This is a genomic window from Tundrisphaera macrotermitis (assembly GCF_051175315.1).
In the GTDB taxonomy this organism is placed as follows: Bacteria; Planctomycetota; Planctomycetia; order Isosphaerales; family Isosphaeraceae; genus Tundrisphaera.
Window position 1 is genome coordinate 1,728,827 of record NZ_CP195100.1, and the last position, 20,359, is coordinate 1,749,185.

Here is a 20,359-nt window from a genome sequence, read left to right on the forward strand (position 1 = left end):
TCGCTCGCTCGGTCCGTGATGCGGGGATGAGGTTTCTTCGGTCCGGGGTCAGGGGGCGGGGGCGGGGGCGCCCTGGTTGGCCGCCGCGTCCTTGAGGGTTTCCAGGTAGGCGATCAGGTCGGCGAAGTCGCGGGCGGAGATCCCCTCGACCAGCCCGTTGGGCATCAGCGACAGGTCGCTGGCCTTGCGCTCCTCGATGTCGGCCTTGGGGATGCGGGTCCGCCTGGCGTCGGCGTCCTCGATCTCCAGGGCGTCGGCGGTCTCGGACTTGACCAGGCCGGTGAAGACCCGGCCGTCGGCGGTGGCGACCACCGTCGGCTCGTAGCCCGAGGAGATCCGCGCCGAGGGGTAGAGGACCGAGGCGATCAGCTCCTCGCGGGGGTACTTGGCGGCCACGCCCGACAGGTCGGGGCCGACCGCCCCCCCCTGGCCGCCGACGGCGTGGCACTTGGAGCAGGCGACCCCCTTGAGGTCGAAGAACAGCTCCCGGCCGTGGTCGGCCTTGCCCTGTCCCTCGCGGGCCTGGGCCTGGAATTTGTCCGGGTCGAACCCGCCGCCGGACGGCCCGGCCAGGAATGCCGGCTCCTCGCCCGAGGTGGCCGAGACGGCGAAGGCCCACGGCCCCCCGTGGTTGCCGCAGCGGACCAGGATCCGGTTCTCCCCCCGGCGAAGCTCGACGTCGACCCGCGACTCCTCGGCGTTGAACGACCGGGAGCCCTCGAACTTGTACACGTCCTTGCCGTTGAGCCAGACCTGCAGGGTGTCGTCCGACCCGACCGCCAGCCGGGCCGGGCGGGCCGTCTCGCTGGTGAAGGTGGCGACGGCGAACACCGACTTCTCGGACTGGCCCGGCAGGATCTTCTCCAGGTCGACCATCCCGGTCGCCGGGTCGCCCTCGATCGGCTTCCAGGACAGCGGGGTCCCGTCCGGCCCGGCGATCGAGGCCGCCAGGTCGATCGGCTGTCCGGCCGGGACCGGCGGCCGTTCCTTGATCGGGAACGGGCCGACCCAGTGCCACCCGGCGATCGGCCGGAGCGGGTTGAATATCCGCCGCAACTCCGGCAGGGCGGACGGGGGCAGTTCCCTGCGTTCGGCGAGCGAGACCAGGGTCGGCTCCGCCTTGTCGCGGATCGCCGCGATCGCCCTCGCGGACGCCCGGCGCAGGTCCTGGCTCCGGTCGGACACGCCCCGGAGGTAGACCTGGAGGGCCCGCGGGTCGGGCAGGGCCGCCAGGGCCAGCGCCGCCTCGTACCGCGTCGGCTCGTCGTTGGCCGCCGAGATCAGGGCGGGGATGGCCCCGCGGTCCTTCAGGGCCGCGACCGCCGCGATCGCCGCGTTGCGGACCGGGACGGCCGGGTCCGCGACCAGCGGGCGGAGCTTCTCCGCGACGCCGTCGGCCGCGCCGATCGCCCCGAGGGCGCGGGCCGCCGCCTCGCGCACGCCCGGATTCGGGCTGGCGAGCCGCCCGCCGATCGCCTCGACGGCCCCCTTCGCCTTCGCCCGGCCCAGGGCCGCGATGACCTGCGCCTGCCGGGCATCGCTGGCGGCGACCTCGGCCACGGACAGCAGCTCGACCAGGGCCTGACTGACCTTCGGGCCGCCGATCGCCTCGACGCCGGACAGGGCCGCGTCGCGGACCGGCTCGGGCGTGGCGGGGTCGCGGATCGCCGCGACCAGGATCGGCACCGCCGGGGCGTCTTTCAGCTCGCCCAGGGTCCGGGCGATCTCGCGGCGCACCTCCGCGTCGTCATCGACCGCGAACCGGACGCGGAGGGTCGGGCGGGCGTTGGGGTCGTCGATCTCGCGGGCCGCCGCCACGGCGGCCAACCGGACGGCCGGCTCGCGATCGGACAGGGCGGCGCGGGCCGCGATGAGCGCGACGGGCGTCCCCTCCCAGTCGATCGAGCGGGCGGGGGCCCGCCCCTTGGTCGGCCGGGTCCCCCACCATTTGCCGTCCCACGGGGGCGTCTTGCGGTGGACCGTGGCCAGCGTCTGGACCGCCCGGGCCCGGTCGTCGGCCGTGGCATCCCCCCCGCCCACGGCCAGCGCCAGGGCCTTCAAGACTTCCACATCATACGTCGATTCCATCGCGGCCAGGACGCCGGCGCGGACCTTCGCGTCGGGCGAGTTCAGGCCGGCGGCGATCGCCTCCCACCTCCCAATCCGCCGGAGCGCCTGCCGGGCCGAGAACGCGAGCGTGCGGTCGCCGTCGGCCAGGATCGGCAGGAGCGTGGGGACCGCCGCCGGGTCGCCGATCCGACCCAGGGCGATGATCACCTGGAGCCGGACGATCGGGGAGAAGTCGTTGGCCTTTCCCTGGAGCTTCGCCAGCGCACCGGGCCGCCGTCGCTCGCCCAGCGCCCTCGCCGCCTGGGCCTGGACGTCGGCGACCGGGTCGTCCAGGGCGGCCATCAGCGGTGCGTCGGCCTCGGGCGTCCCGCCGGCGATGCCGTCGACGACCCACACCAGGTGGCGTTTGGCCAGGGGGGCGGTCGCGGGATCGGCCAGGGCCTTCGCGGCGAGCCCGAGGGCCTCGCGTCCCTTCCGGATGATCGCCTGCTGGGCCCGGGTCCGCTCGTTGTAGGAGGGGTGGGCGAGCGCCGCGAACTGGGCCTCGATCGGGTCGGAGTCGCTGCCGCGCGGGGTGGTCGGGGGCAGGGGGCCGTCGTAGGTGATGGCGTAGACCCGGCCGACCTTCTCGGACTTGTTGCCCCAGCCGCCCATGCCCCAGTCGGCCACGTAGAGGGTCTTGCCGTCGTAGGACAGGGCGAGGTCGAGCGGACGGAACTCGCCCGAGGGTTCGGGCTGGGCCAGCTCGGCCACGTCCTCGACCACGAACGAGGCGCCCTTTTGCTTGAACTTGAAGGCCCGGACGGCCCGCTTGCCCCACTCGGCCCAGATGGCCCGGCCGCGATAGCTCTCGGGCCAGGCGTCCTCGCGATAGACGATGCCGCCGCACGGCGACCCGCTGGCGTACTCGGCCATCCGGTCGAGGAAGCGGTCGGGGTGGTCGTGGTAGTCGTACGGATAACCGTAGTAGCCGCCGTCGACGTGGTGCGTGACCCGGGTCCACCAGCCGTCGCCGTCGTCGGTGTTGTCGTAGGTGAACAGGTTGTCGGCGGCGTCGAGGTTCGGCTCCAGGTGGTTCCGGGTGCCGGTCGTCAGCACCTCGATCCCGGTCCCGTCGGGCCGGCAGCGGAGCGTCCCCCCGCCGACGATCTGGGCGGTCCGGCCGTCGGGCCCGGTCGCGCGATAGATCCCCTTGTCGCCCGTCGAGATGTAGAGGTAGCCGTCGATGCCGAACTGGATGCCCGACACGATGTGGTCGTTGAGCCCCTTGTTGTCGGTGATCCCCAGGTCCTTGAACAACTCGGTGCGGGACTCGGCCTTCCCGTCGCCGTCGTCATCGCGGAGGACGGTCAAGTAAGGCATGTGGCTGACGTAGAGGGCCCCGTCGCGCCAGGCCATGCCGAAGATGGCGCGGAAGCCCTCGGCGAAGACCTGCGGATCCTTGCCGTCGCGGAGGATGAGGATCTTGCCGTGGTCGGATTCGTACGGGCCGACCTGGTCCATCGGGTCCTCGGCGATGAACACCGAGCCGTCCGGGGCGGTGGCGACCTGGCACGGGTAGACCACGGCGGGGACGTTGGCCACCAGGCGGATCTTGAACCCTTCCGGCACCACCGGCAGGCCCGCGCGGGCGGGCCCGGCGGGCGCCGCCAGAAGGAGCAACGCGGGGAGGAGGCCCCCGGCGAAAATCGACTTCGTCATCGGAGGTGGGGGCTCCCCGGGGAGGGTCGGGCGGCGGTCGGGCGGTCACCGGCCAGGATGGGATCATTCTAGCCCGGCGAACGGCGCCCCCACAAGGGGCCGAATCGGTTCCTCAAAGAACGGCCCCGACACGCATTAGGGAAAGCCGACCGCCGCCCGCCGGGCCCGGACCGCCGGCCGGGAGGCGGCATCGGGCCGGAAAACCTCAAGCGGAGGACCGACGTTTGCGCGGACGCCCCATCGCATGTTAAGCTATCCTACTTACGCATGATCTCCGCGACCCGATCCGCCCGGCCTGCGCCCCGAGCCGCACCAAGACGCCGCATCCCACGACGCCGGAGCCACGATGAGACGCCCCTCGCATCGCCTTGGTCGCGCGAACCGGGTCGAGCCGCTCGAATCGCGGACGCTCATGGACGGCGGGGGCGCCCGGGCGGCCGGCCCCTGGCCCGACCCCGATGCCTCGCGCACGGTCCTGGTCCGGTTCGCCGAGACGGCCACCGAGTCATCCGTCCGGGCCGCGTTGAAGCCCCTGCGGGCCGAGGTGATGCGGGCCTACCCCGGCGGGCTCCGGTCGATCGCGATCGGTCCCGGCATCGATCGCGACCGTGCCATCCGGGTGCTGGAGGCCCGGCCCTCGGTGGTCTACGCGGAGGCGGACGCGGTGGTCCGCCCCGCCGCCGTCCGGGTCACGCCCGACGACCCGGCCTTCCCCCGGCTGTGGGGGCTCGATCAGGCCAACAACATCGACATCGACGCCCCCGAGGCGTGGTCGATCTCGACCGGATCGGCGAGCACGATCGTCGCGGTCATCGACACCGGGATCGACCTGAACAACCCGGACTTCGCCGGCCGGCTCTGGACCAACCCCACCCCCGGCGCCGGGGGCTATGCCAACGACCTCCACGGCTGGAACTTCGTGAACGGGACGCCCGACATCCAGGACGACGACGGCCACGGGACCCACGTCGCCTCGGTGATCGCCGCCGCGGGGAACAACGGCTACGGCGTGACCGGGATCGACTGGAACGCCCGGATCATGCCCCTGAAGTTCCTCGACGCCCGGGGCAACGGCACGATCGACACGGCCGTCTCGGCCGTCTATTACGCGGTGAACCACGGCGCCCGGGTGATCAACGCCAGCTGGGGGGGCGGGTCGTATTCCCGGGCCCTCCACGACGCGATCGCCTTCGCCAACGCGCGGGGCGTGGTGTTCGTGACGGCGGCGGGCAACCAGGGGTCCAGCAACGACATCCGGGTCAACTACCCCGCCACCGACCCGCTGGCCAACGTCATCAGCGTGGCCGCCGTGGACCGGTCGGGCCGGCTGGCCAGCTTCTCCAACTACGGCCGCAACGTCGACATCGCCGCGCCGGGCTCGGAGATCCTCGGCCTGGTGCCGCCCCGCGTCGACCGCTCGGGGCTGGCCGTCTACTCCGGGACGTCGATGGCCACGGCCTATGTCAGCGGCGTCGCCTCGCTGGTCATCGGCCTCTATCCCGAGCTGAACGCCGCCCAGGTGGCCACCCGGATCGTCGCCGGGGCCAAGCCCCTGCCCGGGCTGGGCGGGCTGGTGGCCGCGCGCGGGATCGTCGACGCCGCCCTCGCCCTGGCCTCCGGCGCCGGATCGGCCCCGCCCTCCCAGTCCACGGTCAGCCGGGCGGGCACCGCCGCCGGCCTGGTCTCCGACGCCTCGGTCCGGGCGGCGATCCTCGGCTCCGACGAGTTCAAGGCCGCCAACGGCGGGACCAACGCGGGTTTCGTCGCTGGGCTGTACCTCGACGTGCTGGGGCGGGCCGTCGACCCGTCCGGGCTGGCGGGATGGGCCGGGTCGCTGGACGCCGGGCTCGCCACGCGCGACCAGGTCGCCCGGGCGATCCTCACGTCGCCCGAAGGGCGGATCACCCAGGTCGCCCGCTGGTATCAGGAAGACCTGGGCCGGGCGCAGCCGCTGGACGCCCTGAAGGCCGACCCGGGGGTCCAGGTCTGGGCCGGATGGCTCGTGAACGGGCTGGCCGACGACGCGGTCCGCGCCACCATCCTCTCCTTGCCCGAGGCCCTGGCCCGCGACGGGGCCCGCCCGCAAGGGCTGGTCGGCACCTGGTACGCCCGGTTCACGGGCCGCGAGGCCTCGGCCGCGGAACTCGCCCCCTGGGCCGCCCGGCTCGCGGCGGGGGCCTCGCCCCTGTCCCTGATCCAGGCGTTCCAGGGCTCCCCCGAGGCCCGCGCCGCCAAGGTCGCCCGCTGGTACCGGGCCGACCTGGGCCGGACCGCCCCCCTGGCGACCCTCAAGACCGACCCGGGCGTCCTGGCCTGGGCGTCGATCCTGGTCCTGGCCTGACCGCCCCCCGCGCCGAAGTGAGCGGCGGGGATGGCGCGGGATCCCCGCCGGATCGGCCGTGCGGAAGGCCTTCCGCCCGCCGGGACGGGCCCCGGCGCATCGGCCGGCATCGCCCGCCGGTCCAGGATAGGTGGGGGCGTTCGCCCGGCCTCCCCGGCCTCGGGCCGCCCGATCGCGCGGGGACGGTATCGGGCGAAACGAACCCAACGCGCCAGCTCGCCCCCCCGAGGAGGGCCGATCCCAAACAAACCCAACGCGCCGGCTCGCCCACCCGGAGGGCCGATCCCAAACGAACCCAACGCGCCGGCTCGCCCCCCCGGAGGAAGGCCGATCCGAAACGAACCCAACGCCGGAGGCCCGGGGCCTTCCGCCGTCGCGGGGGAGGCCTGGCGGGGCCTCACCGGGGCGGGGCATTCTCGCGCCACCCGGCGGCCAGCCGGCCGGCCAGGTCCGCCACGATCGCTTTGTTCGCGGCGACGTCGGCCACGTTCTCGGACTCGTCCGGGTCCGTGCGGTGGTCGTACAACTCGCGGGCCACGACCTCGGCGCCGCCTCGTTTCCTCCACTCGACGTAGCGGTATCGGTCGGTCCGCACCGCGTAGCCCATCAGAGGGCCGGTCGGCTTCCCGCCTCGGGGATACTGGCTGAAGGCGGCCGCCTTCCACGGGCGGGCCGGGTCGTCCAGCAGGGGGGCGAAGCTGTGGCCTTCCACCCCGTCCGGGGCCGGCAGCCGGCACACCTCCGCCAGGGTCGGGTAGATGTCCACGAGTTCGACCAGGGCGTCGGTGGCCCGGCCCGCCGCCTTCTGTCCCGGAACGCTCATCACCAGCGCCGAGCGGGTCGCCCGCTCGTAATTCGTATGCTTGCACCACATCCCGTGGTCGCCCAGGTGCCAGCCGTGGTCGCCCCAGAGGATCACGACCGTCCGGTCGGCCAGCCCTTCCTGCTGCAACGCATCGAGCACCCGCCCGACCTGCGCGTCCATGTAGCTGGCCGCGGCGTAGTAGCCGTGCACGAGCCTGCGGGCGAGGTCCTCCGGGATCGGGCCCTGCTTCGGGACGCCGTGATACTGCCGCAACTCCCCGCCGAACTGGGGTGCGAACGCCGGGGCGTCCCGCGGCGGCTCGGGCGAGTCGGCGACGGGCAGCCGGGCCGGGTCGTACAGGTCCCAGTAGCGCCTCGGGGCGACGAACGGCAGGTGCGGCTTGATGAAGCCCACCGCCAGGAAGAAGGGGGAGGGATCGCCGGCCCGCTGCTTGAGGATCTCGACGGCGCGGGAGGCGGTCCAGCCGTCGTTCAGCGACTCGTCGGGCACGTCGGGCGCCTCGACGGGCAGCCCGCGCACCCGCGACGCCTCCTCGCCGGAGGCCCGGGCCCGTTCCCGCAGGTCGGCGAACAGCTTGCGGCCTTCGGGGCCGAAGTTGGCGCCCCGGGTCCTTTCATGGGGCACGCTCCACGAGGGCGGATCGTCGTACCCGTCGTGGAAGATCTTGCCGACGCCCTGGGCGGAGTAGCCGTGCTGCTTGAAATGCTGCGGCAGGGTGACGACGCCCGGCAACGCCGCGCGGAAGTGCGTGACCAGGTCGAAGACCCGCGTCGAGTCCGGCCGCCGACCGGTCAGGAGCGACGAGCGGGAGGGGCTGCACACCGCCTGCTGGCAATAGGCGCGGGAGAACGCCGTCCCGCGCGCGGCGAGCCGGTCGATGTTCGGGGTCCGGGCGTGCGGGTCGCCGACGCAGCCGAGCGCCGGCCGGAAGTCGTCCACCGCGATGAACAGGACGTTCAGCCTGCCCGGGGCGTCCGCATCCGCGTCGCCGGCCAGGGAGGCCAGCGCCGCCAGGGTGAGGGCCAATCGCTTCATCGTCGCTCCTTGGGAAGTGGACCCCGGCCGATCGTCACCGTCCGGCCTTCGCACCCCAGGCTACCCGACCCGCGGGAAAAAGTCCGTGACTTCCGGGACGACCCGCGATTGCGGCCGACGGCTCGCCAGGCTCACGGGGCCATGCCTAGAATCATCGCTGAGCACGCGACCGCGGTCGAACCTCAACCTCGTCGAGAAACATCCAAGGAGGCGCGGATGTCCGTCGATCCGGCAACCCGAGGCATGCTGGCCCGTTCCCTCGGCTGGTCGGAGGCGCATGCCTCCTTCGACGACGCCGTGAGCGACCTGCCTCCGCACCTGCGAGGGGCCCGACCGGCGGGCCTCGCCCATTCCCCCTGGGAACTCCTGGAACACATCCGCATCGTGCAGCGAGACATCCTGGATTTCTCGCTCTCGGGGCCGTACGACGAGAAGGTATGGCCGGCGGGCTACTGGCCGGCCTCGCCGGAGCCGCCCGGTCCGGAGGCCTGGAATCGGAGCGTCGCCGCGGTGCGGGAGGATCGCGCCCGGCTCGAATCGCTGGCGCGCGACGCCCGGGTCGACCTGAACGCCGTCACGCCGCACGGCACCGACCAGACCTACCTGCGCGAGATCCTCCTGGTGGTCGACCACACGGCCTACCACGTGGGGCAGATGGTCATCGTCCGGAAGCTCCTTGGCTGCTGGGAGCCGGCCTGAATCCGGGGTCGACCCGATCGGCATTTCTCCCCCGGAGGCCGAACGGGTGGATCTTTCCGACCCGAAAGCCGATCCGATCAACCGGGCGATCGGCGGGCGAAATCGGTTGTTGGCCGCGACCGCCGCCCGGTAGACTGGCCCCAGGTGCGGGGACCGAGCCGCATTCCACGCTTGATCTTCAGGTCGAAGGGAGGACGCCCGTGTGTGATGGTGCGCAGAACCTTTCCCGGCGGGACATGATGCGGCTCGGGGCGACCGGCGTGGCCGCGGCGAGCGTCGCCGCCGTGCCGGCTTCGTCGGCGGCGGCGGACGAGAAGGCCGCCCCCGGCAAGCTGCCCAGCAGGCGATACGGCCGCACCGGCCTGGAGATCGGCTGGCTCATCGGCGCGTCCGACTGGCCGAAGGAGCTGATCCCCCGGGCGGTCAATGCCGGGGTCAACTACTGGCACAAGGCCCAGCGGTGGAACGCCGACACGCTCCCGCCCGCCCTCAAGGCCCAGCCCCGGGAGTCGTACTACCTCGAATGCGTCGTGGACCGCGTGGGCGGGGACCACAACCGCGGCCGCATCGACGAGGAGCAGCACTACCAGTTCGTCAAGGATCGGCTGAAGGAGTCGGGCGTCGGCTATTACGACGTCTTCAAGTTCCACTTCGGCTACCACTCCATCGACGAGGCGAAGCAGAACCCCGGCATGGTCCGGGCGTTCGAGCGGCTCAAGAAGGAGGGGCTGGTCAAGCACCTGGCCATCTCGCAGCACCACTACAACAACCTCCCCGGCGGGGGCATGGCCTGGGAGATCCTGGACTACCTGGCCGACAACCAGCCCTACGACGCGACCCAGTTCTTCTACACCCACGGCGACCGCAAGGAGGTGGCCGAGTGGATCGAGGTGGCGAAGAAGAAGGACATCGCGACCATCGCCATGAAGACCATGGGCGGGGTGGGCCGCGCCGCCAGCGATGAGAAGTTCAAGAGGCTGCTGGCCGACCCCAAGTACGCGGGCAGCACCGCCGGCGCGGCCATGGTCAAGTGGCTGCGATCGAACGAGAATCTCACCGGGGCGGTGATCGCGACCAAGAACTTCGACCAGTTCCGGGAGAACTTCGGCGCGGCCGCCAGCCTGGCCATGAAGCCCCAGGACCGGGCGACCCTCGGCCTGCTGTCTGGCTACAACAAGGGGCTGACCTGCCTGCTGTGCGCCCAGTGCGTGTCCAGCTGCCCCGAGCACATCGCCGTCGCGGACATCTTCCGCTATGAGCGCTACGCCCGGGATTATCACGAACTCGACCGGGCCCGGAAGGATTACGCCTCCGCGACCAAGAACGGCACGGCCTGCATCGGCTGCGGCGACTGCCTGCCGGCCTGCGTGCAGGGGATCGACATCCCCGCCAAGCTGCGGGACGCCCACCGGCTCCTGGGATGAGCCTAGGGGCGTCGCCGGCCCGGATCGGTCGCCGCGTCGCGCGGCCCGGCCGGCCCGGCGATCCGAGGACGAAGGGGGGATCGCCCGGCCTGACGGGATCCCCGCCGTCGTGGTAGGATCGCGGCCGGGTGACGCCCGAGGCCGAGGATGCGACGCAGATGCCGGAGACCGCCCCGTTCCGACCCTCATGGACCTCGCGCCGGATCGCGATCGGGCTGGGGGTGGCCGCCGCGATGGCGGTGCTGCTGACGATCGACGGGCCGGGGATCACCGTGGACGAGCCGCTCGACGTCCGGCCGGGGCGGAACTACGTCGCGACCCTCCGGGCGAAGGGGGTGCGATTCTTCGACCGGGCCGTCGGCGACGCGGTGTACCGCGACAACGCCGAGCACCCGCCCCTGGGGCGATGGCTGCTGGGGCTGGCGTCGACCGCGTTCGAGCCGATCGAGATCATCCTCCGGGGCGGGCCGGACCCGACCGGGACCTATGTCGCCTCGGGTCGGGTCGCGCCGGCGCTGGTGTTCGGGCTGCTGGTCGGGCTGGTCGCGGCCGAGGCCGGGCGGAGATGGGGCAGGGGGGCGGGACTGGTCGCCGGCGTCGGGCTGGCGATCATGCCCCGGGCGTTCGCCCACGCCCACCTCGGTGCGCTCGACACCTTCATCGCCGCCGCCTGGGCCGCCGCGCTGATCGCCGCGGCGCGGGCCGTCGAGTCGCGTCGCCCCTCGGTCCTGATGGCCCTGGCCGGGGTGGCGTGGGGGCTGGCCCTCCTGACCAAGATACAGGCCTGGTTCCTCCCGCCGATCGTCCTGGCCTGGGCCGTCGCGCGGCTCGGGCCGAAACGGGCGTTCGGGCCGATGGTGGCCTGGACCGGCGTCGGGCTGGCGACCTTCGTCGCGGGCTGGCCCTGGCTCTGGCACGACACCCTGGCGCGGTGGTCGGCGTACCTGGGCACCGGGGTCGAGCGGATCTCGATCCGCGCCCTCTACTTCGGCACGGCCTACGCCGATCGCGACCTCCCCTGGCATTACCCGTGGGTCTACTTCCTGGCCACGGTGCCGGTCGGGCTCCAGTTGCTGGGAGGCTGGGGGCTGATCCGGGGCTGGCGCGGGCGGCGGGCCGACCCGTTCCCGCTCCTGCTGGCCGGGTCGATCCTGGTGTTCCTGGCGGTGTTCAGCACCAACGCCCCGGTCTACGACGGCGAGCGGCTGTTCCTGGCGGCGTTCCCCCTGTGGGCGATCCTGATCGGCCTGGGGTTCGCCGACCTGTGGGGCCGGGCGGGGCGGAAGGCCCGGGTTGGGCTGGCGGGGCTGGTGCTGGCCCAGGGCTACGGGGTGGTGGCGCTCCACCCGTTCGGGCTGAGCTACTACAACGCCCTGGTCGGCGGCCTGCCGGGGGCCGAACGGCTGGGCCTGGAGCTGACCTACTGGGGCGACGCCGTCGACCGGACCCTGCTCGATCGGCTGGCCGCCGAGGCCCGCGCCGGGGAGGCCGCCGCGATGGCGCCGACCCTCGCCCCCCAGCAAGGGGCGTTCTCCACCACCCGCGCCCTGGCCCGGATCCCGACCGTGATGGCCGACCAGGACGGGGCCGCCACCGCCGAATGGCTGGTCGTCTCGCGTCGCGAGGCCTACTGGCCCCCCGCCGTCCGCGACCGCCTGGGCCGCGACCTCGTCGTGGAACGTCGGGCCCGGCAAGGCGTTTGGCTGTCCTGCCTGCTCCGCGCCCGAAAAAACGCTTCCCCCTAGCCAGCCTCGCCAGTTGCCTTATAATTGGTTTCAGAACGAATTGAATGTTGGCGGGAAGGGCAACGATGGGGGACCTGACGCACTTCGATCCCCGGGGCGGGGCGCGGATGGTCGATGTATCGGCCAAGGGTGCGACCGCCCGCGAGGCCACCGCCAGCGGGCTGGTGCGGATGGCTCCGGCGACCCTGGCGCTGATCCGGGATCGGGCGATGGCCAAGGGGGACGTGTTCGCCGTGGCCCGGCTGGCCGGGATCATGGCGGCCAAGCGGACCGGCGACCTGATCCCGCTGTGCCACCCCCTGGGCCTGGACGGCGTGGAGCTGGCCTTCGAGGCGATCGACGACGCGACGGTCCGGATCGAGGCGACCGCGCGGATCGTGGGCCGGACCGGCGTGGAGATGGAAGCCCTGACGGCCGTCTCCGTCGCCGCACTGACCATCTACGACATGTGCAAGGCCGTCGACCGGTCGATGACGATCGACCGGGTCTGCCTGGAGCGGAAGATCGGCGGGCGGGGTGGCGAGTATCGGCGTGAGGCCCCCGGCGACCAGGATGCTCCGGGCGGCGTCGGACCCGATCGGGAAAGGGGATGAAGATGGCGAGCGCTGCGTCTCAGGCCGAAGACACCGGCCGCAAGCTCAAGGCCCTGTATGCCCCGATCGCCGCCGAGATGGCCGAGGCGGAGCGGGTGTTCGCCGCCGAGCTGGGCAGCCGGCACCCGTTCGTCCAGCATCTCGTCGACCACTGCGCCGACTTCCGGGGCAAGCGGCTCCGCCCGGCCCTGGTGCTGCTGACGGCGAAGGCCTGCGGCGGCGTCCGCCCGGCCCACCCTGTGCTGGCGGCCGTCGTGGAGATGGTCCACACCGCGACGCTGGTCCACGACGACATCCTGGACGAGTCGCTGGTCCGGCGGCACGCGGCCACGGTCAACGCCGAATGGGGCAACGAGGCCGCCGTGCTGATGGGCGACTACCTGTTCACCCACGCCTTCCACCTGGCCGCGTCGCTGGAGACGACCCTGGCCTGCCGCTGGATCGGCCACGCGACCAACCTGGTCTGCGAGGGGGAGATGCAGCAGGTCCACAACCGGGGCAACCTGGACCTGGACGAGGACGCCTACTTCGCCATCATCCGGGGCAAGACCGCCGAGCTGACCGCCGTCTCCTGCCGGCTCGGGGCCCACTATGCCGGGGCGTCCGAGCAGGTGGTCGAGGCGTTCGACAACTACGGCCGCGACCTCGGCGTGGCGTTCCAGATCGCCGACGACGTGCTGGACATCTGGGGCGAGGAACGGGCCACCGGCAAGAGCCTGGGCACCGACCTGGAAAAGCAGAAGCTGACGCTCCCGCTGATCCGCCTGCTGGCCACCCTCCCCCGGGCCGAGGCCGACGACCTCCGCCACCGCCTCGGGGACGCCTCGCCCGAGTTCCGCCGCGAGCTTCGCCCCCGCCTGGAAGCCTCGGGCGCCCTGGACTACGCCTGGGAGCAGGCCAAGGCCTACGCGGCCCGCGCCGCCCAGGTCCTGGACCTCGTCCCCGACTCGCCGTCGCGGGCGGTCCTCCAATCCCTGACCTACCACGTCGTCCGCCGCTCGGCCTGAGCCACCGGGATCAGGCCCGGGGCGGGATGAAACGCCACGAGCCCTCGGGGGCCAGGTCGCCGCACCGATCCGGGTCGATCGCCGCGGCGGCGATCCGCAGGCTCTCCTCCAGCCGGGGGCCGGGCCGGGAGAAATAGGCCGAGCCGTCGGTCACGGCGATCTTCCCCTCCCGCGCGGCCCTCAGGGTGCCGATCGGCCCGGACGCCAGGGCGTCGGCCAGCTCGGCCTCGGTCCTTTCGACGGGGAACCCGCACGGCGCCAGCAGGATCAGGTCGGGGTCGCCCCGCGCGATCTCGTCCCAGGCGATGCGCCGCGAGGCCGCGCCGGCCCGGCCGATGACCTCCACGCCCCCGGCGAGGTCCACGATCTCGGGATTCCAGTGCCCCGAGCAGAACGGCGGGTCGAGCCATTCGAGTTGGAGCACGAGCGGCCGGCCCAGCCCCTCGCGCCGCTCGGCGATCTCCTGGGCCGTCCTTTCGAAGCGGGCGACGACCACCTCGGCGGCGGGCCGGGCATCCAGGAGGTCGCCGACCATCCGGAACATGGCGTGCAGGTCCTCCAGGCAGAGCGGGTTCACGCTCTCGACCCGGGGGTTCCCCGGCAGGGTCGCGGCCACGCGCCGCACCGTCTTCTCGTTCACGGCGCAGACGTCGCACTGCTCCTGCGTCAGGATCAGGTCGGGCCGCAGCTCGGCCAGGCGATCGGCGTCGAGGTCGTACAGGCTCCCGCGTTCCTCGGCCACCAGGGCATCGATGGCCGCGCTGGTGGCGGCGGCCGGGATCCGGCTGGCGGTCAGCGTGGGCAGGCCGACGACCTCCGGCGGGTAGTCGCACTCGTGCGTCACCCCGACCAGGTCCTCCCCACGGCCCAGGGCCCAGACCAGCTCGGTGAGCGACGGCAGCAGGCTCACGATTCGCATCATCACCCCTCGTTCGTTGTCGCCGGGAAGATCCGGCCCACGGGCAGGACGATCTCCGGGAACCGCAGCACCGGGACGTCCTGACCCGCCTTGAATGTCGTCATCTCTCGATAAACGCCGCCCACCGGGTCGCGAAAGACCTCGACGCACCGCCCCGGGACGTTCACGATCCAGTAGTCCCGGATCCCCGCCTCCGCATAGAGCGGCGCCTTGACCCGCCGGTCCCGCCTCAGGCTCGAATCCGAGACCTCGATGGCCAGCAGGATGTCGGCCGCCGTGGGCAACGCCAGCGTGTAATCCCGCGCGGCGAGCCAGGTGATGTCGGGCTCGGGCATGCTGTCCAGTTCGGCGATATCGACGTTTCGCCCGACGCTCAGGTCGACCCGATCGGGGACGATCTTGGCACACCACATCGTCATCGCGATGACCGTGCCGTTGTGCGGGGCGTTGCTCGGGCCCGCGTCACTTCCCGTATCCTTGGCGACGATCTCGCCCCGGATCAATTCGACGCGATGGTGGGGCGGGTCGAAGTCGCCGCGGTCCGCCATCGCCATGTACTGCTCGACGGTGATCCGGGTCGCGGTGCTCATGGCCGGGCCTCGCTCGATTGATTCAGGGGAAGATCCGGGCGACGGGCAGGGCCGCCCCCGGAACCGCCAGGGGATGGACGACCTCGGCGTCGGCGTACGGGGTGATGCTCCGATAGGCCGCGGCTTCCGGGTCGCGGTGGACCTCGATGCACCGGCCGGGGATGTTGACGATCCAGTAGTCCCGGATGCCCGCCTCGGCGTACAGCGCCGCCTTGGTCGTCCGATCTTTCTTCAGGGTCGTGTCGGACACCTCGATCACCAGGAGCACGTCGGCCGAGGTCGGCTTCTCGGCCCGATAGTCGCGGCGGGCGAGCCAGGCGAGGTCGGGCTCGGTCTCGCTGTCCAACGCCTCGATCTGGACCGATGACTGGACGCTGACCCGGGCGAGGCCGCGGGGTAGGACTTCATAGCTCCAGTCGGTCAGTTCGAAGAGGGCTGCGATATGGGGCGAGTTGATCGGGCTCATCGGGCCTCGCGGGTCCTTGGGGACGATCTCGCCCCGGATCAGCTCGACGCGGTGCTGCTCGCGCGGCTCGAAGTCGCCGCGCTCGATCATGGCGGCGTATTCCTCGACGGTGATCCGCGTGGACGTGCTCATGGCCGGGCCTCGCTCGGGTTCGGGCCCAGGAGGGCCGGGTCGAGGGCGACGTGCTTGATCTTCTTCCGCTTCCAGGTGTAGGTGATGTGGACCTGGCCGTCCTTCGCCTGGATCGCGGCGGGATAGGAGTATTCGCCGGGCTGGTCTTCGAGTACGACCGAAGGGGTCCAAACCTTGCCATCCGGGGAGAGGGAAACCTGGAGCGGCGTGCGCCCCTTGGCAGTGGGGTTGGAGACCAGCAGGTGTCGGCCGTCGGCCAGGGTGACGGCATCGGTGCCGGAGTTGGGGTTGGGCAGGGGAGTCAGGGTCATCGGCCCCCAGGTGAGGCCCCCGTCGTCGGACCAGGACTCGGCGATCTTGCCTTGCTCGGATCGGCAGAGGATCTGGAGCCGGCCTCCGGGATGCGTCAGGACGCTGGGCTGGATCGCGCCGATGATCTTGCCGTCGTTGAGCGGGCCAACCTTGGTCCAGGTCCGGCCGAGGTCGGGGGTCCTTTCCAGGAAGACCCGCCAGCCGTGGGCGTCGTCCTCGACGCTCGACGGGCAGAGCAGGGCCCCGTCGGGCAGCCGCAGCGGCTTGTTCTTGATCGGCCCGAGGATGCCGTCCGGCAGCCGTCGCGGCGTCGACCAGGTCGCCCCCTCGTCGGCCGAGGTGATGAGTTCCCCCCACCACTCGGACGGGCTTGGGCCGACCTTGTAGAACAGGAGGATCGGCCCCCCATCGGGGCGGAACAGGACCGGGTTCCAGCACGGCATCCGCGGCCCCGAGGGTTGGACCCCGGTGGCCACGGTCACCGGCTTCGACCACCGTCCCGCCTCCCACCGCGCCACGTCGATCACGACGTCGGGGTTCTTCTCGGCGGTGCCGGCGAACCACGCGGCCATCAGCACCCCGGGCCGCAATTCGACGATCGTCGACGCGTGGCACGACGGCGTCGGCGGCTCGTCGAAGACGAACTCCGAAGCCACCACCCCCTTAGGCCCTTCGGCCATCGCGCCCGACGAGGCGCCCAGGATCATCGCCATCCAGGCCCAGCCGATCCGCCTCGTCCGCATGGTCGCTTCCTCATTCTTCGGGTTGGGGGAACAGTCGGTCGACGTCCAGAGCCGCGTCGGGCAGGGCGAGCGGCCGGACCTGGGTGCCGGCCCCCCAGGTCGACACGTCGCGATACGTTGCCCCATCCGGGTCGCGCCGGACCTCGACGCACCGGCCGGGGATGTTGATGATCCAGTAGTCCCGGATGCCCGCCTCGGCATACAACGCCGCCTTGGTCGTCCGGTCCTTGCGCAGGCTCGAATCGGACACCTCGATCAGCAGCAGCACAACGGCCGGGGTGGGATGGCCCCTGGAGTAATCCTTCCGGGCCAGCCAGGCGAGGTCGGGCTCCGGGACGCTGTCCAGCTCCGGGATGCCCAGCGAGCCCTGGACGCGAACCCGGGCTATTCCGCGAGGGAGGACCTCGAAGCTCCACTCGTTCAGGATGTCGACGGCGGAACCATGGGGAGGGTCGATTGGGCTCATCGGTCCGCGTGGGTCCTTTGGGACGATCTCGCCCCGGATCAGCTCGACGCGATGATCCTCGCGCGGCTCGAAATCGCCGCGCGCGATCATGGCCTCGTACTGCTCGACGGTGATCCGCGTCGCCGTGCTCATGGTGGGCTCACTCGGGCTCGGGGAACAGCCGATCCACGTCCAGTGCCACATCGGGCAGGGCGAGCGGTCGGACCTGGGTGCCGGCCCCGAAGGTCGACACGTCGCGATACGTTGCCCCATCCGGGTCGCGCCGGACCTCGACGCACCGGCCGGGGATGTTGACGATCCAGTAGTCCTGAACCCCGGCCTCGGCGTAGAGCGCCGCCTTGGTCTTGCGATCCTTGCGCAAGGTCGTGTCCGAGACCTCGATCACCAGCAAGACGTCGTCCACGGCCGGCTTGCGACCCCGGAAGACGCGACGGCGGAGCCAGGCGACGTCGGGCTCGGGCACGCTGTCCAGGAGGGGGATGCCGACCGGCATCTGGAAGATCGGCTGGATCAGGTCGCGGGGGGTGACCTCATAGCTCCAGTTCTGGAGCTCGATCAACGCGGTGCAATGGGGTTCCTCGGCCGGGCTCATGGGTCGTGCGGGGTCCTTGGGGACGATCTCGCCCCGGATCAATTCGACGCGATGATCCTCGCGCGGCTCGAAATCGCCGCGCGCGATCATGGCCTCGTACTGCTCGACGGTGATCCGCGTCGCCGTGCTCATGGCCGGGCCTCGGGGTCAGGAGGGGGGATGGACCTCGGTCGTGGGGCCGACCGAGACCAGCGTCAGCGGAGCCAGCGGCCAGGCGTCCAGCACGCGGCGGATATCGCCGAGCGTGACGCCCTGGAGGGCTTCCAGCTCCTTCTCGATCGACTGGTACTCGCGGCGGTACGTCCAGTGGAACCCGAGCGAGGCCAGCCGGCCCATCGGCCGCTCGCTCCGCAGGACGGTGCGGGCCATCACCTTGTTCTTGGCCTGGGTCAGCTCGTCGGCGGTCGGGCCGTCGGCCATCATCGCCTTGAGCACGCCGGAGACGCGGGCGAGGTTATCCTGGACGTCGCCCGGCTCGCAGCTCAGGAAGGTGAAGAAGGCCCCGGCCCGGTTGTAATCCTGGTAGGAGACCTCGGCGCCGTCGGCGTGGCCGGGGTCGACCAGCTCCCAGTAGAGCCGGGAGCTGGTGTGGTCGCCCAGGATCGTCGCCAAAAGCTGCGCCGCGTAGCGGTCGTCGTCTTCCAGGGGCGGGGCGTCGGACACCCCGATCACCAGTTGCTGGAGGTCGTCGGCGCGGAGCAGGGCCTCGAACGAGTTCGTCCCGCGGGGGGGGACGGCCTCGCGCGAGGTGGGCGGGCCGGACCAGTCGCCGCAGTGCTTGCGGGCCAGTTCGACCAGCTGGTCCCAGTCGCCGTTGCCGGCGAACCCCAGGACGATATTGCCCGGGCTGTACTTCTGGGCGAAGTAGCCGCGCATCGCATCGACGTCCATCGCCGTGATCGACTCGACCGTCCCCAGGATGCTCTGGCCGAGTGGGTGGGGGCCGAAATGCCGGGCCTTGGCGGCGTCATACGCCACGGACATGGCACTATCCTGATACATCAGGATTTCCTCGACGATCACCTTCTTCTCGGTCTCGAAGTCGTCCGCCCGCAGGCTGGGGCGGAGGATGTCCGCCAGGACGTCGAAGGCCCTGGGCAGGTACTCGGGCAGGCAGGTGAAGTGGTAGAACGTGTCTTCTTCCGAGGTCTGGGCGTTGTGCTTGGCCCCGACCCGGTCGAAGTCCTTGTTCACCGCCAGGGCGTCGCGGCGGGGCGTGCCCTTGAAGATCATGTGCTCCAGGAAGTGCGAGACCCCGGCCAGCTCGCGGGTCTCGTCGCGGCTGCCCGCCTTGACGAAGAAGCCCGAGGCGACCGAGCGCGCCTGGTCGTTCAACTCGGCGATCACCTGGAGGCCGTTGTCCAGGACGGTGTGGTGGAAGCGCAACGGACGAGTCTCCGGGAGGATGCGATCGATGGACGTTCGATGAGGCTCGGATCAGGCGGCGGGGCCGGCCTCGGGGGGCAGGTCCAGCGGCGCGGGGCCAAGGGTCAGGATCGTGAGGTCGTCGGCCTTCTGGCCGGCGGCGAAGGCGCTGACCGACTCCGGTGTGAGGGCGTCCAGGGCCCCGGCGATCTCGTCCAGTGGGCGGACCCGGCCGAGGTAGTACCAGTCCGAGGCCAGCGAGCCCGACCGGCTCATGCTCGACTCCTGGGCCATGACCAGCGAGCTTTTCAGCCCCGCCCGCATCATGTCCAGTTCCTCGGCGTCGATCCCGTCCTGGCCCAACCGATGGATCTCGGCCAGGGTCACGTCCAGGGTCTCCTGGGCCCGCTCCGACGACGTGCCGGCGTAGCAGATCACCGCCGCCCGGTCGCGCTGGCTCTCGTAGCTGGAATAGACCGAATAGCACAGGCCGCGCTTCTCGCGGACCTCGGTGAACAGCCGGGCCGAGGCGTACCCGCCCAGGATGGCGATGGCGGCGCGGGCCTGGTAGTGGTCGGGGTGGGTCACGGTCACGGTGGGGAACGCCAGCGCGATCTGGGTCTGCTGGGTCTCCTTGGCGATGTGGTCGCGGCGGGGGCCGCCGGGCCGGACCTGGACGGCCGGCTCGGGCCCCGGCTCCCAGTCGCCGAACAGCCGGGCCACGGCGTCCTTCAGGGCCGGGAAGTCGATCGCGCCGGCCACGGCCAGGATCGCCCCGTTGGGCCGGTAGTGCCTGGCGTGGAACGCCCGCATCCCGTCCGGGGTGGCGTTGGCCACGCCCTCCAGCGTGCCCGGCGAGGGGCGGCCCCAGGGGTCGGGGAAGTGCCGCTTGCGTAGTTCGTAGATGACCTTCGACCCCGGGTCGTCCTCCAGCCCCTGGAGGTTCTGGAGGGCCAGGGCGCGAATCGGCTCGACCTCGTCGTCCTCCAGCCGGGGGCGGAGCAGGACGTCGGCGTAGATCTCCAGGGCCGGGATGATGTTGGTGCCCAGGGTGGCCGCCGACACGCTGGAGTGCACGGTCTGCGCCCCCTCGCCGTGGCTCACGCCCAGGGTGTCCAGCGCGGTCAGGAGGTCGCGGCTGTCGCGGTCGCCGGCCCCGCGCATGATCCACTCGCTCAGCATCGACGCCGTGCCGCCCGCGTCCTCGGGATCGTAGGCGGCCCCGGCCGGCACCAGGAAGGAGAACGCCGCCGACCGGACGGCCGGCATCGTCTCGGCGACCAGGACCAGGCCGTTGGGATAAACATGGTGCGAAACGGACGCTTGGGCCACG

At 71.9% G+C, this 20,359-nt stretch carries 16 protein-coding genes; 6 read left to right on the forward strand and 10 right to left on the reverse strand.

Annotated elements, in window-relative coordinates:
• Positions 1 to 48 precede the first annotated feature (48 nt).
• A complete protein-coding gene (locus tag TA3x_RS07275; RefSeq protein WP_435019742.1) occupies positions 49 to 3,771 on the reverse strand; it encodes a PVC-type heme-binding CxxCH protein in 3,723 nt (1,240 codons plus the stop codon).
• A 346-nt stretch (positions 3,772 to 4,117) separates the two neighbouring features.
• Between TA3x_RS07275 and TA3x_RS07280 the strand changes: the two genes are divergently transcribed.
• Entirely contained in the window at positions 4,118 to 6,112 is a 1,995-nt protein-coding gene (locus TA3x_RS07280; protein ID WP_435019744.1) for a S8 family serine peptidase, read from the forward strand.
• Between the two features lie 397 nt (positions 6,113 to 6,509).
• Here TA3x_RS07280 and TA3x_RS07285 read toward each other — a convergent pair whose 3' ends face one another.
• Positions 6,510 to 7,973 (reverse strand): sulfatase, encoded by a 1,464-nt coding sequence (locus TA3x_RS07285; protein ID WP_435019746.1) that lies wholly within the window; start codon positions 7,971 to 7,973, stop codon positions 6,510 to 6,512.
• Positions 7,974 to 8,189: 216 nt separating this feature from the next.
• Between TA3x_RS07285 and TA3x_RS07290 the strand changes: the two genes are divergently transcribed.
• The 5 genes from TA3x_RS07290 to TA3x_RS07310 all read left to right on the forward strand — a co-directional run bounded on the left by TA3x_RS07290 (position 8,190) and on the right by TA3x_RS07310 (position 13,441).
• Positions 8,190 to 8,672, forward strand: a complete 483-nt coding sequence (locus TA3x_RS07290; protein WP_435019748.1) for a DinB family protein — start codon at positions 8,190 to 8,192, stop codon at positions 8,670 to 8,672.
• A gap of 200 nt (positions 8,673 to 8,872) precedes the next feature.
• On the forward strand, positions 8,873 to 10,096 hold the full coding sequence (locus TA3x_RS07295) for an aldo/keto reductase (protein ID WP_435019750.1): 1,224 nt from the start codon (positions 8,873 to 8,875) through the stop codon (positions 10,094 to 10,096).
• Positions 10,097 to 10,254: 158 nt separating this feature from the next.
• On the forward strand, positions 10,255 to 11,841 hold the full coding sequence (locus TA3x_RS07300) for an ArnT family glycosyltransferase (protein WP_435019752.1): 1,587 nt from the start codon (positions 10,255 to 10,257) through the stop codon (positions 11,839 to 11,841).
• A 65-nt stretch (positions 11,842 to 11,906) separates the two neighbouring features.
• Complete coding sequence (gene moaC, locus TA3x_RS07305; protein ID WP_435019754.1) at positions 11,907 to 12,434, forward strand: cyclic pyranopterin monophosphate synthase MoaC; 528 nt, start codon at positions 11,907 to 11,909, stop codon at positions 12,432 to 12,434.
• Between the two features lie 2 nt (positions 12,435 to 12,436).
• Positions 12,437 to 13,441, forward strand: a complete 1,005-nt coding sequence (locus TA3x_RS07310; RefSeq protein WP_435019756.1) for a polyprenyl synthetase family protein — start codon at positions 12,437 to 12,439, stop codon at positions 13,439 to 13,441.
• Positions 13,442 to 13,451: 10 nt separating this feature from the next.
• On the opposite strand, the gene TA3x_RS07315 is transcribed toward TA3x_RS07310, so the two are convergent.
• From TA3x_RS07315 to TA3x_RS07350, 8 genes are read right to left on the reverse strand one after another with little or no spacing between them, the layout of a single operon-like run.
• Positions 13,452 to 14,363: a cobalamin-binding protein gene (locus tag TA3x_RS07315; RefSeq protein WP_435019758.1), complete on the reverse strand. Its 912-nt coding sequence runs from the start codon at positions 14,361 to 14,363 to the stop codon at positions 13,452 to 13,454.
• On the reverse strand, positions 14,363 to 14,950 hold the full coding sequence (locus TA3x_RS07320; RefSeq protein ID WP_435019760.1) for a Uma2 family endonuclease: 588 nt from the start codon (positions 14,948 to 14,950) through the stop codon (positions 14,363 to 14,365). The genes TA3x_RS07315 and TA3x_RS07320 overlap by 1 nt, the downstream gene beginning before the upstream one ends.
• 22 nt (positions 14,951 to 14,972) lie before the next feature.
• The gene (locus TA3x_RS07325) at positions 14,973 to 15,548 is read right to left on the reverse strand and encodes a Uma2 family endonuclease (protein WP_435019762.1); all 576 of its coding nucleotides are present in this window, start codon (positions 15,546 to 15,548) and stop codon (positions 14,973 to 14,975) included.
• A complete protein-coding gene (locus TA3x_RS07330) occupies positions 15,545 to 16,603 on the reverse strand; it encodes a sialidase family protein (protein ID WP_435019764.1) in 1,059 nt (352 codons plus the stop codon). Before TA3x_RS07330 ends, TA3x_RS07325 begins: the two co-directional genes overlap by 4 nt.
• Before the next feature lie 10 nt (positions 16,604 to 16,613).
• Positions 16,614 to 17,201 (reverse strand): Uma2 family endonuclease, encoded by a 588-nt coding sequence (locus tag TA3x_RS07335; protein WP_435019766.1) that lies wholly within the window; start codon positions 17,199 to 17,201, stop codon positions 16,614 to 16,616.
• 7 nt (positions 17,202 to 17,208) lie between these two features.
• On the reverse strand, positions 17,209 to 17,793 hold the full coding sequence (locus TA3x_RS07340; protein ID WP_435019768.1) for a Uma2 family endonuclease: 585 nt from the start codon (positions 17,791 to 17,793) through the stop codon (positions 17,209 to 17,211).
• Between the two features lie 15 nt (positions 17,794 to 17,808).
• The gene (locus TA3x_RS07345) at positions 17,809 to 19,047 is read right to left on the reverse strand and encodes a M16 family metallopeptidase (protein ID WP_435019770.1); all 1,239 of its coding nucleotides are present in this window, start codon (positions 19,045 to 19,047) and stop codon (positions 17,809 to 17,811) included.
• Positions 19,048 to 19,098: 51 nt separating this feature from the next.
• Positions 19,099 to 20,358: a M16 family metallopeptidase gene (locus TA3x_RS07350; RefSeq protein ID WP_435019772.1), complete on the reverse strand. Its 1,260-nt coding sequence runs from the start codon at positions 20,356 to 20,358 to the stop codon at positions 19,099 to 19,101.
• Position 20,359 lies beyond the last annotated feature (1 nt).